This window comes from Aliidiomarina iranensis (assembly GCF_003987135.1).
Classification (GTDB): domain Bacteria; phylum Pseudomonadota; class Gammaproteobacteria; order Enterobacterales; family Alteromonadaceae; genus Aliidiomarina; species Aliidiomarina iranensis.
Map to the genome: position 1 here is coordinate 354,480 of NZ_PIPJ01000001.1, position 15,626 is coordinate 370,105.

Sequence of the window (15,626 nt, forward strand, 5' to 3'; positions counted from 1 at the left end):
ACAAAAATCCTGCATTGCGCCAACAGAGTTACTATGCAATGCGGTTCTGATGCGATAGAATAAACCCTACTAAAATACTCAGGTATCTGAATGCTCGATTACAACACTCGAGACAAATGAAGAAAAGGTGATGTGCATGATTACAATTTCCGAATCCGCCCAAGCTCATTTTCGTGAATTACTCGGCCGCCAAGAAGAAGGCACGAACATTCGCGTATTTGTGGTGAATCCGGGCCGACCTAACGCAGAGTGTGGGGTATCCTATGCGCCGCAAGATTCGGTAGAAGATAGCGATGTTCGCTTGAACTTCGAGGGGTTCGATGCGGTAGTAGATGCAGAAAGCGCGCCATTTCTCGAAGAAGCTGAAATTGATTTTGTTCAGCAAGAGCTAGGTTCGCAATTAACATTGAAAGCACCGAACGCAAAAGCGCAAAAGGTTGCCGATGACGCTGAATTAATTGAGCGCGTTGATTACGTGATTCAATCTGAGATCAACCCACAATTAGCGAGCCACGGTGGGCAAGTAATGATTTCTGAAATCACCGAAGATGGTGTTGCCATTTTACAGTTTGGCGGCGGTTGTAATGGTTGTTCAATGGTAGATGTTACCTTGAAGGATGGCATCGAAAAGCAATTGCTCGAGCGCTTTCCTGAGGAACTTTCCGGAGTGCGTGATATTACTGAGCACGCTCGCGGTGAGCATTCATATTACTAAAGGTTCTTACAACTACAATCGCAGAGAGTGCAAAACTAAGCCCTCTCTGCGGCTTTTTCATAGGCTCGGTGCAAATGGTTTGCCAGCGAGTTGCACAATAAACGAGGCGGTACTCTACATTTAGTGAACTATTCATTGATGGATGCTTGCTCGGCTAAATTTATAACCACATGAGCAAAATCATAGTCTTCTTCACGAAATACGCGATATTCCCCTTCAGAAACCTGTAAATGATCACTGTTTTCGCTGAGTAACTTTACTGCAAAATTTTCGGCAATGTCAGGGTCCGCGCCATAAACCAAAATGTTACACATTTTTCTTGAGCAAATAATTGATATTGGTTGTACATGATCGGTTTGTTGAATTTTTCGCAACAGTGCTTGATGGCTTAAAAAAGCGGCTGCAGAACCGAGTTTGCCTAATAGCGATATATTCGCTTCAATAATATTCGTTAACGAGGCTTCTTGATTCAGTAGCAACTCGATTTCGTTTGCAACCACATCGTCCAAATCCTTCTGTTGTTTTTGCACAGCCAACTCATCATGGTGTTCAGCGTTCGAATCATCCGTTGTTGTATTTGAATCTTTCGGCTGATTCGCCAGATCTTGTTCACTTCGAACTGTGATTTCGGCTTGATTTTCCGCATTTAATTGTAAAGATTGTGTATGTTTTAACGCTTTTTTGGGCAGAGGAAAAGGTTGGATGCTTGAGCTAATGGCGCTTAAAATCAATAGGATAAGGGTAATTCCAAGAAAGAAAGTGAGAATAGCTCGGAACATATTCAAGGTCTCATGTTAGCGAGTTGTGATCCTGCTCAGGTGTACCCTGCGTAAATAATCGTTGCTGACAATCAAAACGAGGATACAACCATGAACAGAATCATAAAAACACTCAGTGTTTCTGCTTTAGCACTGGCGCTCGCGGCTTGTAATAGTAGCAGCAGCTCACCTGAAGTAGGCACGCCAAACCCACCAACGCCAACACCTGACCCAGTTGGGGAGTTTCAGTTACGTGTTCATCACGCATCTGCTGACGCACCAGCTGTAAATGTTACGGTAGACGGCGCTAATTTCTTAGAAGGCGTAGATTACCAAGTTTCATCGGGTTTAGCTACGGTGGAAGAAGGCACTTATAGTGTAGGTGTTGACGGAATTTTACCAGACGACAGCACAGCTACGGTAATTGGTCCGTTGGATCTAGAATTTGCAGCAGACACTCGTTACGACGTATTTGCGCTTGGTTCAGTTGCGGAAGAAACTTTAGAGCCGTTGATCATTACCAACGAAATTACCGATGTGAGTGATGGAAACGTGCGGTTGCAGGTGTTACATGGTGTACCTGTTGATTTGACCGTAGATGTTTTCGTAACTGAGCTTGACGCTGATTTGACAGCTGCGCAGCCAACGGCTACGTTAGCGTATCAAGATTACACGCCACAGGTAGAAGTGCCAGCGGGTGATTACCAAGTACGAATCACCGTAGCAGGCGACCCAGAAGCAGTAGTTTTTGATTCAGGCGAACTATCACTACCAGCCGGTGCTGATCTATTCGTAACAGCAACGCCGAACACTGCTGCAAATAGCAGCGAACGTCCAATTGCACTATTACTTGCCGATGGCGAGGCCTCTTCAGTGTTGTATTCTCAAGATACTGGTGCAGATGTTCGTGTAATTCACGCGTCCGCTGACGCGCCTGAAGTAGACGTATTGGTAAATGATGGCGAAGTACTTGGTGATGTACCATTTACTGGTTTTTCAGAGTATCTAAATGTTGCAGCCGACACTTACAATATTAAAGTGAACGTTGCAAACACTGACACTACTGCAATTGAAGCTGATTTAGAATTGGCGAACGCTACTCAGTACAGCGTATTGGCTGTAGGCGCTTTAGGTGATTCAACGCTTACTGCGGCTGTATTGGAAGACGCTAACCGCCGTATTGCTACAGCAGCACAAGTACGTATCGTGCATGCTTCACCAGCGGCTGGCCCGGTAGATATCTATGTAACTGCTACTGACGATATCACTGATGCGACACCAGCATTTGCAGGCGTTGACTTCGATGCTGAAGCGATTCAAGCAACTGGTAACGTTGCACTTACTCCAGGTGAGTATTATGTAACAGTAACCTTAGCTGGCACTAAAGATGCAGCTATTGGACCAATTCTACTTAATTTAGAGGGTAGTGGTTTGTACACAGCAATCGCTGTAGATGCCGATGGTAGTGGTTTACCACCGCAGCTAATTCTTCTTGATGATTTAGCTGTACCACAAGTTTAAATTCCCCCTGGGCTCAGTAGTATTAGCCTTTTCGCCGCCCACCGCTAAGGTGGGCGGCTTTTTTATACTAAAACCTTTGGTAGCGCCTGATTGAGGTTGTTAAAGCACAACCTAAGCGGCTGGCGCTATGCTTTCAGGGTGCTGGCGCAGCCAAATCCACTGGCTGATACCACGAGCGGCCATAAAGGCTGAAAGAGCAAGCCACAAGCCATGATTTTCTAAATCGGTAAACCAATTGGTAACTGCCCAAACCGGCAAAAACACCCCCAGCGCAGCTATGAGCATGGTGTTTCGCATTGCTTTACTCGCGCCTAAGCCAATAAAAACACCATCGAAAAAGTAACTCCAGTGGGCCAGTAGTGGTAATAGAATTAACCACGGTAGATATGTACTGGCATTAGTAATCACTTCGGGAATGTTCGTGATCATAGCGATGATATGCGTGCCGAATCCCCAAAACACCAAACTATAAATCATCGCGAAAAGTATCGACCAAGTTAAACACAAGCGATACCACCGTTGGATTTTTGCGCGGCTGTTTTGCCCTTTTGCTTGGCCGATTAACGCTTCAACCGAATAAGCGATGCCATCTAGGCCCAAGGAAATGAGTACGAGAAACTGCATGAGCACGGCATTGGCCGCTACAACCGTGGTGCCGTAATAACTTGCGTAGCCTGTCATCATAACCATACACAATTGCAGGGCCAGTGAACGTACAAAAATATCGCCATTCATACGCGCAAGAAGTGTTAAACCTTGCCATTTGAGTTTTGGGAACTGGTTAATTTGTAAGTGTTTACTTACTAGTATTAAGCCAATAAGTGCAGTTGCCCACTCGGCGCCAAACGAGGCCCAAGCGGCTCCCCGTACATTCATACCAAGGCCGATGATCAAAATAATATCGGCAATGACATTAACAAGATTAGTGAAAATCACCAGCAACATAGCAGATTTAGCTTCCTGCCGGCCGAGTAAAACACCAAGTACCACTAGGTTGATTAAAGCCGCGGGCGCTGCCCAAACACGAATTTGGATGTAATCGGCAGTGAGTGCCAAAAGTTCGCCTTGTACGGAAAACAATAAACTGAGTGTTGAGGGCAATAGAGGGGAAAGGAGGATTATAAAAAGGCCTATGGCGATGGCAAAGCTTAAGCCATGAATAAAATGTTTTTGCTGTGTTCTGATATCCCCTGCGCCAAATGCGTGCGCAATAACAGCAGTGGTAGACATCCGTAAAAAAACGGCGAGAAGATAAATGAAGCTCAGCACCATAGCACCCAAGGCTACCGCGCTTAGGTAGATAGCATCTGGCAAATGCCCTATTATAGCGGTATCGATTAACCCTAACATGGGGGCCGCGATATTTGAGATCATCATTGGCAATGCAATGGCAAAAATGCGTTGATGATCGTGCCAACGGCCAAACCAATTTGAAGCTCTTGCCATACTGAATACTCCGGAGATGTGCGATGCGTATTTTAAATTTAAGTTGTATCTTAACACTATTTGTAATCTTGGTAGGTTGCTCTCCGGGGCCTGGGCATGCGAATTCGAACCAGCCTGCTGGTAGCGCCAATGCTAGCGCGAATGGTAGCGAAGCTCATGCATCGATTCTGCTCTATCACCATGTGAGCGATAGCACTCCTAGAATCACCAGTGTTACCGCAGATGAATTAAGAGCTCACTTAGAATATTTGGCAGCGAACGATTTCACCGTGGTGGATATCCGTGATGCGATTGCCGCGGCACGAGGCGAGGGCGAAATTCCGGAAAAATCGGTGGTGATTACCTTTGATGATGCGTATCAAAATATATTTACCAATGGCCGGCCGATTTTAAATGAATTTGATGTGCCATGGACATTGTTCGTAACAACAGACCCTGTCGGTGAACGGCCCGGCCAATACATGAGTTGGGAGCAGATACGCCAGCTGCATGATGAAGGGGTGGTAATTGCCAACCACACTCGAGATCATGCTCACATGCCGCGGCGTGCAAATGGCGAGAGTGAAAGCGACTGGCTAGCAAGAATGCGGGAGAATATCTTATCGGCAGAGGCTAAGATCGAGGAGGAAGTAGGGGTAAGTTATAAGTTATTTGCCTACCCTTATGGTGAGTACGATAACAAGCTTGCAGATTTAGTGGCCGAGCTTGGCTTCATCGGCTTTGGCCAACATTCTGGTGGTTTTGGTGCAACCAGCGATTTTCGGGCTATTCCAAGATTTGCAGCGGCAGGCATGTATGCAAATTTAAATACCTTGGGCACAAAGATGGCGGCGCTTTCATTACCAGTAGAGCATGCGGAATATCGGGATACGTTGTTGCGTCATGATGAAACTCGGCCGGAATTAACGCTTACCGTAGATACTGGTGATTTTAATCGCAATCAATTGAATTGTTTTATCGGTGGCCAGCCATACGCCCCAGATTGGCAGAATGATACAACCTTCACTATCGTTGCAAGCGAACCTTTAGGTATTGGGCGCGGGCGTTATAACTGCACAGCGCCAAGCAAATCCTTTGCTGGGCGCTTTTATTGGTATTCGATTCAGTGGATTCGGCCGGATGCCCAAGGTTCTTGGCCCGATTAAGCGTGCTAATTTTGGGCGCTGCTGAGGATGAAATTACTGGTTCCGAAATTAATAGGCCCGAAATTACTGGGCCTGAAATTATTAGCCTCGAAATTATTAGTCTCGAAATTACTGGGCCTTTGGTTGTAGAACGCGGTGCACCGAATCACGGATGGTTTGCTGCACCTGGCTACCAAGGAGCGCATCAATTTCATCGCTCAGCTGAGCGGTTCTGTGATCTGAAGTATATTCACCCGAATCGCTAATGGCCACATAGCCTTCAGCCTTTAATGTGCTCACTAGCGTGCTAAATACCCGCTTATCATAGAACTCCGGTGCATCAATACCATGCCGAGCACCAATTCGAGCACCAACACTCTCGCTGTGCTGCTCTAGATCACCACGAGAAAGTGCATCTGATTGTTGCAGTAGCTCTAATACGATAGCGTAACGAACCAAGGTTTCCTCGGCGGCATTGGCGAGTAAGGTTAACTGAACGTAGCCGCTTTGGTTTTTCGCCACAACGCTCAATTGCGCATTATGGGAAACTAACCAGCCTTGCTGTACAAACTCTTCACATAAGGCCGCTACCCAAAGCTCAAGTTCACTGGCGTGTCGATTCAAAAATAGTTCAGCTTCCAACATGGGGTAAACTTTGCCGATAAAGCTGGTAGCTTCGGCAACCGTGAATGCTTGCCCTTTTCTGGCGAAGCGAGCCAGTAACGCGGGAACAATAAATAGGTGTAAAATATTGTTGCGGTAATAGGTTAGGGTAACCGCTTGCGTTTGATTTACACTCACAACCGAACCTGAGCTGTTTTCGGTAATTTCAAACTTGTTCATTGCTTGTAGGTGTTCCCAAATAGATTCAGCCGACCATTCGGGCACATGAACATTCGTACTAAAAGGCACTTCGCGTTGTAAGGCAAGGTAACATTCGATTTGGTTTAGCAGCTCTTCCCGCGTAAGGGTGTTACGTTCGGCGCTGAGTAATACCAGGCCTGTTAAGTTAATGCTATTTAGGGCAGCGCCATCATTGATACGGCGCATCATGATATCGGCTAAATCATTCACCATAGGGGTGAGCCAACGGGGTTTTGCGGGTTCTTCAGCACCATGAGTTACCGAATCGCGCCAATCAGGCTGAGAGTTATCAAGATATTCGGAGAGCCGCAAAGGTTCGCCAAAAGTAACAAAGCCATGGCCGAAATTTTTCAATTTACGCAAGATACCAAATATTTGAAATACGGATTCCTTCTCTTTGTTAGCACCTTTCAATTCGCCGTGGTAAGTGCTCACTTCCATTACGTGTTCATAGCCGAGATAAACAGGCACAAAGGTAATGGGCCGAGTAACACCGCGCATTTGGCTTTGTAATGTCATGGCTAGCATGCCAGTTTTCGGTTGCAGTAGGCGGCCAGTTCGGCTTCGGCCACCCTCCATAAAATATTCTACCGCGTAACCTTTTTGAAATAAGCGGGTTAAATATTCACGGAAAACCGTGGAGTACAATTTATTACCACGAAAACTGCGGCGTAAAAAGAATGCACCACCGCGGCGGAAAATAGTACCAACAGGAAAAAAGTTAAGATTAACCCCAGCCGCAATATGTGGGGGTACAAGCCCTTCTTTATAGATTACAAAGCTAAGGAGTAAATAATCCATATGGCTCCGGTGACAGGGCACATATACAATTTCGTGGCCATCTTGGGCAAGTTTACGAATTGTTTCGCCGTTTTTTACTGTTATGCCGTTATAAATCTTGTTCCATAACCAGGTTAAAAAATGGTCCCCAAAACGAACTAACCCTTCACGGTAATCTGCTGCGATTTCATGTAAGTAGCTGCGAGCCCTTTTAATGGCATCTTGCTCGGTAATTTTTTTAGCGCGCGCTTCTTCACTAATAGCAGCGCGAATCGCTGGCGTTTCTAACAGATCTTGAATCATTGCTTCGCGGCCAAGTAATTTTGGGCCAGCAACAGCATAACGTAAGCGAGCAAAATGAGTACGAGCCACCCGCGTTAGTTTATGCGCAAGCTCGTGTTCACTGCTGTGGCTATCGGCCATGGTACGCAAGCTAACCGGGCGTGATACCCGCGCCAAAATATTACGCCCGGAAAAGAGTACCAACCAAAATTTGCGGAATTTGCCGGGCACTTCGATATCCGCCGTCATTGTGCGGCCCTCGTTGTGCTCTCTACCTGGCTCTCTACCCCAAAACAGTGCAATTGGGTGCATATGAATATTGTAGTTTTTATGCTCTCGGTGAAGTTGCATGAGTTCAACAAAGGCATCTTGTGGCGTTTGCCCTAACCGCCGTTTCGGGTCCTCGAGATAGAGAACACGATCATAGTATTTGCCATTAATAGAAAGTGGCTCGGTGGGATCGGGCAAGCCAAGCTGCTGTGCACTTTTCCGCGCCACTATTAAATCGGTTGCCGAGGGCCCACGCATAACATAAACCACATGGTCAGGCGCGGAGGGAGCCGCGTCATGCGCGTCTGCTATGGCTTTAACCTTTGTCATCCAAGTAACCGGTAAACGCAGCAACTTATAAATTAATGACGTTGATCTCATCTCGACTCCATAAGCGTTCGGCATTGCATGCCCAAGGAAAGTGAACTGCTAGCACAGAAAGGCTAATTATCGCATTAGTAGGCTTTGAACCACAACGAACTTAATAGTTCGCTAAGAATATCATTAATCTGCATCAGCTGCTGTGAGAAATTATTTGTAGGAAAAAAGTTGCACAGTAGTTAATACTGTATATACTAACAGTGTACTGTATAAAAGAACAGGTGATGATATGCGCCCTTTGACGCCAAGACAGCAAGAAATATTAGAAATGATTCGAACTAACATTGAGGCTACTGGTATGCCACCAACGCGTGCCGAGATTGCTTCGAGATTAGGTTTTCGTTCGGCTAATTCCGCAGAAGAGCATTTAAAAGCGCTGGCGAAAAAGGGCGTGATTGAAATGATGCCGGGGATGTCGCGGGGGATTCGCCTTGTTCAAGATGAAGTAGAAATTATGGAAAATCTGGGTTTACCATTAATTGGTCAGGTAGCTGCTGGTGAACCAATATTGGCGCAGCAACACATTGAATCGCACTATCAAGTGGACCAATCAATGTTTCATCCGCATGCTGATTTCTTACTTCGAGTAAATGGTATGAGTATGAAAGATATCGGTATCTTAGATAACGATATCTTAGCTGTTCACAAAACAAATGAAGCTAGAAACGGGCAAGTAGTAGTTGCCCGGGTAGACGACGACGTAACCGTAAAGCGTTTTGAGCGTCGCGGAAATATGGTTTTGTTACATCCGGAAAATGAAGAGTTTTCAATCATCCAAGTTGATTTAACCCAACAGTATCTAACGATTGAAGGCTTGGCAGTGGGTGTTATTCGAAATGGGGGTTGGTTATGAATCATTCTTCGCTTTCTCGTTGCTACGCACACCCTGGGGTGTGGGGGCATGAAAATATTACCAGTCAGCAAAATGTAAATGCTGAGCAAAACCTACATTCGCAATTGTGGGTTACTTTAAATACCATGAGTAAACGCGATGATCAGTGGATCACCGTTATTGGTAAAGCTCCGCGTACATTAATTGCGCAGTTGATTGCTTCAGGTGTCCGACCAGATCGTATTCGGCGAGTAAGTACCAGCAACAATGAAGAAGCGCTTTGGGCTACTGAGCAGGCTCTACTAATTAACAACAGTCAGCTTGTTATTGCTTGGTTAAACCCCTGTGCAGGCCGCGAAAAACAACGGCTACAGCTTTTAGCTAAAGCGAGCAGCGCAATAAGTTTTTTGTTTACGCCGGATAATTTTCCCGCTGCAATTCATTAAATCTCTCTCCACATTTCTTCGTTATTTCGGAGAAACCCAAGGGGTTGTTAAAAACAACCCCTTTTTTATTAACATTTTTGGTGGTATTTTGTTCCACATCAAAATACCCGCTGTGGTTACGATGTTGTTCACTCAGTTAACACTTTCTAAGTGATTCGTTTCAGCGACTTGATAAACCTAAATAATAAGTGCGATCAACGCACAAGAACAATAAACAAAGGGTTAAACAAGAACTGATAGTTCGGGGAAAGTTGTTCTGTTCTTGTTGACCTCTTTGTTCTTTTTACGGCCGCGCTTTGCCCCTCAAGGCGCAGCAAAAAAAGAATAAGAGGAGAAGTCGAGTGAAAGTAAGACTAACCAACCTAATCATCGGTTTGGTAGCGATGTTTGCTTCTACAATCGCTAGCGCAGGTCAAGGCACTCAGTTAAATCTAACCCAAGGCGTTACAGAGATTAGCCAAACTGTGTACGGGTTACACATGTTGGTTTTCTACATCTGTGTTGCTATCGGGGTGGTGGTTTTCGGTGCAATGTTTATTTCTATCTATCGCCATAGAAAGAGCCGCGGCGTAGAGCCGGCAAAGTTTCACGATAATTTACGCGTGGAAATAGCGTGGACGGTAATTCCGTTTCTGATACTGATTGGAATGGCGGTTCCGGCGACCATGACACTCTTGGATATGGACGACACATCCGATTCCGATTTGAGTGTTTTAATTACCGGCTCTCAATGGCGCTGGCATTACAGTTACTTAGATTATGATGTTGAATATCTGAGTAATATGGCCACACCAAGAGAGCAAATATATGGCCGCCTGCCGCAAACTGAGAATTACCTTCTTGAAGTTGACCGCCCACTTGTTGTGCCTGTTGGTCAGAAAATTCGCTTCCTGATTACCTCTGATGATGTAATCCACTCTTGGTGGGTACCGGAGTTCGCGGTGAAGAAAGATGCCAATCCAGGTTATATCAATGAAGCATGGACACGCATTGATGAGCCAGGCATTTACCGGGGGCAGTGTGCTGAGCTATGCGGCCGCGACCATGGTTTCATGCCTATTGTGGTAATCGCGAAAGAACAAGCCGAGTTCGATGAATGGATCCAAGGCGAAGAGCAACGGTTAGCCGATGCTCGAGCAGAAGAAGAGCGCTTGCTTTCAATGGAAATGAGTGAAGATGAGCTAATGTCGTTAGGGGAACAGGTTTATCTCTCCCAATGCGCTGCGTGTCATCAACCGAATGGCCAAGGTATTCCTGGTGTGTTTCCGGGGCTAGCTGGTGTAGGTGTTTCTATTGGTGATCAAAATGCCCATATTGATATTGTTGTTAACGGTTCAGCAGGCACAGCGATGCAATCGTTCCGCAACAATTTAAGCATGCGTGAATTAGCCGCAGTAATTACCTACGAGCGCAATGCTTGGGGTAATAACACCGGCGATTTAGTTCAAGCTGCAGATATCCACGAATTTATTCAAGGTAATCAATAAGGGGCCATGCTATGAGCACTACAGTAACAGATACCCATGGCGCCCATGATGCGCACGATGATCATCATGATCACAAACCAACCGGTATAAAACGTTGGTTGTTTACAACAAACCACAAAGATATCGGTTCGATGTACTTGTGGTTCAGTTTTGCCATGTTCTTGGTAGGCGGCAGTATGGCGCTAATGATTCGCGCCGAACTGTTCCAGCCGGGTATGCAAATCATTGATCCTCATTTCTTTAATCAAATGACCACCATGCACGGTGTAATTATGGTGTTTGGTGCAGTTATGCCGGCTTTCGTAGGCCTCGCTAACTGGATGATTCCGATGATGATTGGTGCGCCAGATATGGCGCTACCACGAATGAACAACTGGTCGTTTTGGATTTTACCATTTGCATTCTTAATCATGTTGTCATCATTCTTCATGCCAGGTGGCGCGCCGGCCTTTGGTTGGACATTCTACGCACCGTTATCAACAACCTACAGTACAGATTCAACGGCTTTGTTCGTATTCAGTATGCATATTATGGGTATGAGTTCGATTATGGGCGCGATCAACGTGATCGTAACCATTATGAACATGCGTGCTCCTGGTATGAACTACATGAAGATGCCGTTGTTCGTTTGGACATGGTTTATAACCGCCTTTCTATTAATTGCGGTAATGCCAGTTCTTGCAGGTGTTGTGACCATGGTTCTTACCGATAAATACTTCGGTACGAGTTTCTTTGATGCGGCTGGTGGTGGTGACCCGGTGTTATTCCAGCATTTATTCTGGTTCTTTGGGCACCCAGAAGTGTACATCATGATTTTGCCTTCTTTTGGTATTGTTTCGGCAATCATTCCGGCATTTGCGCGTAAGCCATTATTCGGTTACGCCTCGATGGTTTATGCAACCGCAGCGATTGCAGGCTTATCATTCCTAGTTTGGGCGCACCATATGTTCACAACAGGGATGCCAACATTCGCTTCGTTGTTCTTCATGTACATGACGATGCTAATTGCGGTGCCAACAGGGGTTAAAGTATTTAACTGGGTGAGTACCATGTGGCGAGGTTCAATGACCTTCGAAACACCCATGTTATTTTCACTCGCCTTCGTGATTCTCTTCACCATTGGTGGCTTCTCCGGGATTATGTTGGCGATTACACCGGTTGATTATCAGTATCATGATACCTACTTCGTCGTTGCGCACTTCCACTATGTACTCGTAACCGGCGCCGTATTTTCAATTATGGCTGCGGCCTATTATTGGTTACCGAAATGGTCGGGTGTTATGTACGATGATTTCCTTAGTAAATTGCATTTCTGGTGTTCTTTAGTGTCGGTAAATATTTTGTTTTTCCCAATGCATTTTGTGGGATTAGCGGGTATGCCACGGCGGATTCCGGATTATGCTATGCAATTTGCGGATATTAACCAAATCGTAAGTATTGGTGGTTTCCTCTTCGGTTTCTCTCAGCTGATTTTCCTTGCGGTTGCGCTCAAGTGTGCATTTAAGAAAGGTGAACCAGCGCCGGCGAAACCTTGGGAAGGGGCCGAGGGCTTGGAGTGGACAGTGCCCTCACCGGCGCCTTACCACACCTTCGATGTACCACCTAAGGTGTAAAGAATATGAGCGAACATGAATCAAACGAGCAAAAGCATGAGCGTGGCAATAGCCGAGTGATCACTCGGCTACTCGCCTCGGTTATGTTGATGTTTGCCTTCGGTTTTGCACTTGTGCCGCTGTATGAAAAGTTTTGCGAGATTACTGGCTTTAATGGGCGCACAACCAATTCAGCTGCACAAACCAATGAAGGGATGAATGTTGATCAAACTCGGGTGGTAACCGTGGAATTCCATACCCGAGTGAGCCGAGGGATTCCATGGGAGTTTCAGCCGGAGGTTCGTTCTATTCGGATACACCCAGGGGAAGTAAAAACGGTTAATTTTATTATTGAGAATCGAACCGATAAAGCGGTAGTGGCACAAGCCTTACCATCGGTTTCACCGGGTGAGGCCTCGTTGTACCTGAACAAAACCGAATGTTTTTGTTTTGAGCAACAGCCGCTAGCCGCAGGTGAAAGGGCGGTGATGCCAATGCAGTTTTATTTGGATCCCGATCTACCAGAAAGGATTCATCGATTCACATTGTCCTACATGATGTATGACCTGACCGAGCAAGTTCAGGCAACAGCTAGCTTGTCGGAATGAGGGAAATTCAATGAGCACAAAAAAAGAAGAATATTCAAAATATTACGTTCCAGATCAGAGTATTTGGCCCATCGTTGGCGCCTTAGCGCTGGGGCTAATCGCTTTTGGCGCAGGCCATTTTACGATTGAAGCTTCCAAGCAAGAAGAGGGCTTTGGCCATTACGTCTTAGGCGCTGGCATGTTGGTGTTGCTAATTATGCTGGTGGGCTGGTTTGGTGATCAAATTCGCGAATCGCGCCAAGGGTTATATAACGAGCAGTTGGGCCGCTCTTATAAGCAAGGCATGAGTTGGTTTATCTTCTCTGAAGTGATGTTCTTTCTGGCGTTCTTCGGTGCGCTATTTTATGCCCGCATGATTGCTGTGCCATGGCTTGGCGGTGCCAGTAATAATGTGGCTACTGGCGAGATACTATGGCCTGCGTTCGAAGCCATTTGGCCGCTCACAACCACACCCGATGGCACTACTACACAAGCGATGGGATGGTTCGGCTTGCCCCTAATGAACACGGCAATTCTTGTTGTTTCCTCAGTTACCTTGCACTTTGCTCACGTTGCTCTGGAAGAAGATAAACGCAAAGCATTAACAAGCTGGTTAATCGTAACCATAGTATTGGGCTTAATTTTCTTAGGTTTCCAAGGGTACGAATATGTTCATGCTTATCGTGATCTTGGCTTGACCATGCAATCAGGAATTTATGGGAACACATTCTTTTTGTTAACAGGATTCCATGGTTTACACGTTACACTCGGTGCGATTTTGCTGATCGTAATGTTGGGGCGTGTGTTAAAAGGCCACTTTACCAAAGATGACCAGTTCGGCTTCCAAGCTGCGGCATGGTATTGGCACTTTGTTGATGTGGTTTGGTTGTTGTTATTTGTGTTTGTTTACATTATCTAGATCACAAAATCGCAATAACGAACGTGGCAAAAATGGTGGCGCCCCGGTTAGTAGGGGCGCTGATTTAACGATGTAATATCAAATGCAAGAGCAAGGATGATCAAAAGAATGACTAAGGCAGAAAAGCCTACCCGCTTGCCAATGTAGAATGTCATTGGGGGTGAATTGGGGTCATTTTTTAAGGCACTAAATAAGCCTCGAAATAGATTTGCAATGATATAGAGCAGTAATGCAACGAGTAGTATTTTGAGAATTATATCTAACACGGCAGGTCCTCAGAAGTTGTTATGAAAGTACTTCGCCTTGGTTCATTATTTTTTCGCATCCATCTTGGGGCGATGTTAATTACTTTGCTTGCGATCGCTGTAATGGTCAAGCTTGGTTTTTGGCAAATTGATCGTGGCCAAGAGAAACAAATGATAATTGACCGCTATACCGCCGCCGAAACTTACTCACAAATTACGCTCGAAAACCTTGTAGATTTGGCTTCTGCGCCGGATGAGAGGGTATCGCTTCGCGCTCGATTCCATCCTGAATATGTGTTTTACATTGATAATCAAATTTACCAAGGCCGTGCGGGCTATCAAGTGTTGGCGCTCGCCAGTAATGCAAGCCTTGGGGAGATTCTGATTCCGGTTAATTTGGGGTGGATTCCTGCAGGCCAAAATAGAACGGATCTACCGAATGTTGATGTACCGAGTGGCACCGTAGAAGTTTTCGGCAGAGTTCGCGTTCCCGCAGAGAGCCCTTTTATTTTGCAGGCACAAGAATTCGTGGCGAATACATGGCCACTTCGAATTCAATATCCGGAGTTAGCAAAGATGCGCGAGCAACTGAATTTGCCACTTGCTGATTTTATGGTTTTGCAATCGCCGGAGGCAGAAATAGGTTTTGTTCGTGAGTGGCCAGTGGTGGTAATGACACCCCATCGGCATTATGCATACGCAGTGCAATGGTTTGGTTTAGCCCTCGCTGCCTTCATTATTTTTCTAGTTGCAAGCCGGCACAAACCAAAGCGTACCGGCAAGGATTCAAAATGACACCAGAAGAAAAAAAAGTAAAACGTAAAAGCCAGCGTGTTCTTATCATTGTGGCGTTAATTTTTGTGTTGCCATTGGCGGCTGCCAAACTTGTGCTTTCCATGGGCTGGTATGAAACTGGGGTGAGCAACAAAGGCAATTTAGTGACACCAGAGATTCAGTTAAGTGAAGCGGCCAACGTAAAATTACCCGCAACTTGGCGCATTGCTTATCGCATGCCGGCTGAATGTAGCACTGCTTGTGAGAATAGCCTATATGTTGCAAGCCAGTTACATCACGCGCTTGGCCGCCAGCAAGAGCGAGTGCAGCCAGTTGCCATTGCAGGCGATACATCAGCGGGCAATTTACCAACCTTACCAGCCGATAGCACTTTGCAGTTAGTACATGCTGAGGAAGCTCATGCGGCACTGGCAAATATTCCAGAACATGCACTAGTGATTATTGATCCTGTGGGTAGTGTAGTGCTCTGGTATGCCGGTAGTGAAGATAGAAGAGATACGGTGATGAATGGCCGTGATCTACTAAGAGACCTACAAAAATTACTCAAACTTTCACGAGTAGGGTAAAGTAATAAAAATGTTA

General features: G+C 45.8%; 15 protein-coding genes. 11 read left to right on the forward strand and 4 right to left on the reverse strand.

Translation table 11 applies throughout. The features are described from left to right. The first annotated feature begins 136 nt into the window (after positions 1 to 136). Positions 137 to 715: a Fe-S biogenesis protein NfuA gene (nfuA, locus tag CWE08_RS01605; RefSeq protein ID WP_126764964.1), complete on the forward strand. Its 579-nt coding sequence runs from the start codon at positions 137 to 139 to the stop codon at positions 713 to 715. Between the two features lie 128 nt (positions 716 to 843). Here nfuA and CWE08_RS01610 read toward each other — a convergent pair whose 3' ends face one another. After that, entirely contained in the window at positions 844 to 1,494 is a 651-nt protein-coding gene (locus CWE08_RS01610; RefSeq protein ID WP_126764965.1) for a hypothetical protein, read from the reverse strand. A gap of 90 nt (positions 1,495 to 1,584) precedes the next feature. Between CWE08_RS01610 and CWE08_RS01615 the strand changes: the two genes are divergently transcribed. Further along, positions 1,585 to 2,994, forward strand: coding sequence for a DUF4397 domain-containing protein (locus tag CWE08_RS01615; protein WP_126764967.1), 1,410 nt, complete (start codon positions 1,585 to 1,587; stop codon positions 2,992 to 2,994). 111 nt (positions 2,995 to 3,105) lie between these two features. Here CWE08_RS01615 and CWE08_RS01620 read toward each other — a convergent pair whose 3' ends face one another. After that, entirely contained in the window at positions 3,106 to 4,440 is a 1,335-nt protein-coding gene (locus tag CWE08_RS01620; RefSeq protein ID WP_126764969.1) for an MATE family efflux transporter, read from the reverse strand. 23 nt (positions 4,441 to 4,463) lie between these two features. On the opposite strand from CWE08_RS01620, the gene CWE08_RS01625 reads away from it, so the two are divergent. Continuing rightward, a complete protein-coding gene (locus tag CWE08_RS01625; protein ID WP_126764971.1) occupies positions 4,464 to 5,585 on the forward strand; it encodes a polysaccharide deacetylase family protein in 1,122 nt (373 codons plus the stop codon). A 108-nt stretch (positions 5,586 to 5,693) separates the two neighbouring features. Here CWE08_RS01625 and plsB read toward each other — a convergent pair whose 3' ends face one another. After that, positions 5,694 to 8,141 carry a glycerol-3-phosphate 1-O-acyltransferase PlsB gene (plsB, locus tag CWE08_RS01630; protein WP_126764973.1) on the reverse strand — a complete coding sequence of 816 codons (2,448 nt, stop codon included), beginning with the start codon at positions 8,139 to 8,141 and terminating at the stop codon, positions 5,694 to 5,696. A 229-nt stretch (positions 8,142 to 8,370) separates the two neighbouring features. On the opposite strand from plsB, the gene lexA reads away from it, so the two are divergent. The 6 genes from lexA (at position 8,371) to CWE08_RS01660 (ending at position 14,004) form a co-directional block, all read left to right on the forward strand. Next, complete coding sequence (gene lexA / locus CWE08_RS01635; protein WP_126764975.1) at positions 8,371 to 8,994, forward strand: transcriptional repressor LexA; 624 nt, start codon at positions 8,371 to 8,373, stop codon at positions 8,992 to 8,994. Beyond that, positions 8,991 to 9,419 carry a hypothetical protein gene (locus tag CWE08_RS01640; protein ID WP_126764977.1) on the forward strand — a complete coding sequence of 143 codons (429 nt, stop codon included), beginning with the start codon at positions 8,991 to 8,993 and terminating at the stop codon, positions 9,417 to 9,419. The genes lexA and CWE08_RS01640 overlap by 4 nt, the downstream gene beginning before the upstream one ends. 383 nt (positions 9,420 to 9,802) lie before the next feature. Then, the gene (coxB, locus tag CWE08_RS12365; protein WP_198677055.1) at positions 9,803 to 10,906 is read left to right on the forward strand and encodes a cytochrome c oxidase subunit II; all 1,104 of its coding nucleotides are present in this window, start codon (positions 9,803 to 9,805) and stop codon (positions 10,904 to 10,906) included. Between the two features lie 11 nt (positions 10,907 to 10,917). Continuing rightward, on the forward strand, positions 10,918 to 12,519 hold the full coding sequence (gene ctaD, locus CWE08_RS01650; protein WP_126764981.1) for a cytochrome c oxidase subunit I: 1,602 nt from the start codon (positions 10,918 to 10,920) through the stop codon (positions 12,517 to 12,519). 5 nt (positions 12,520 to 12,524) lie between these two features. Then, entirely contained in the window at positions 12,525 to 13,106 is a 582-nt protein-coding gene (locus CWE08_RS01655) for a cytochrome c oxidase assembly protein (RefSeq protein WP_126764983.1), read from the forward strand. 10 nt (positions 13,107 to 13,116) lie between these two features. Beyond that, positions 13,117 to 14,004, forward strand: a complete 888-nt coding sequence (locus CWE08_RS01660; RefSeq protein WP_126764985.1) for a cytochrome c oxidase subunit 3 — start codon at positions 13,117 to 13,119, stop codon at positions 14,002 to 14,004. 47 nt (positions 14,005 to 14,051) lie between these two features. On the opposite strand, the gene CWE08_RS01665 is transcribed toward CWE08_RS01660, so the two are convergent. Further along, a complete protein-coding gene (locus CWE08_RS01665) occupies positions 14,052 to 14,270 on the reverse strand; it encodes a DUF2909 domain-containing protein (RefSeq protein ID WP_126764987.1) in 219 nt (72 codons plus the stop codon). Between the two features lie 21 nt (positions 14,271 to 14,291). On the opposite strand from CWE08_RS01665, the gene CWE08_RS01670 reads away from it, so the two are divergent. Then, complete coding sequence (locus CWE08_RS01670) at positions 14,292 to 15,044, forward strand: SURF1 family protein (RefSeq protein ID WP_126764989.1); 753 nt, start codon at positions 14,292 to 14,294, stop codon at positions 15,042 to 15,044. Further along, positions 15,041 to 15,610 carry a hypothetical protein gene (locus tag CWE08_RS01675; RefSeq protein ID WP_126764991.1) on the forward strand — a complete coding sequence of 190 codons (570 nt, stop codon included), beginning with the start codon at positions 15,041 to 15,043 and terminating at the stop codon, positions 15,608 to 15,610. Before CWE08_RS01670 ends, CWE08_RS01675 begins: the two co-directional genes overlap by 4 nt. The last annotated feature ends 16 nt before the right edge of the window (positions 15,611 to 15,626 follow it).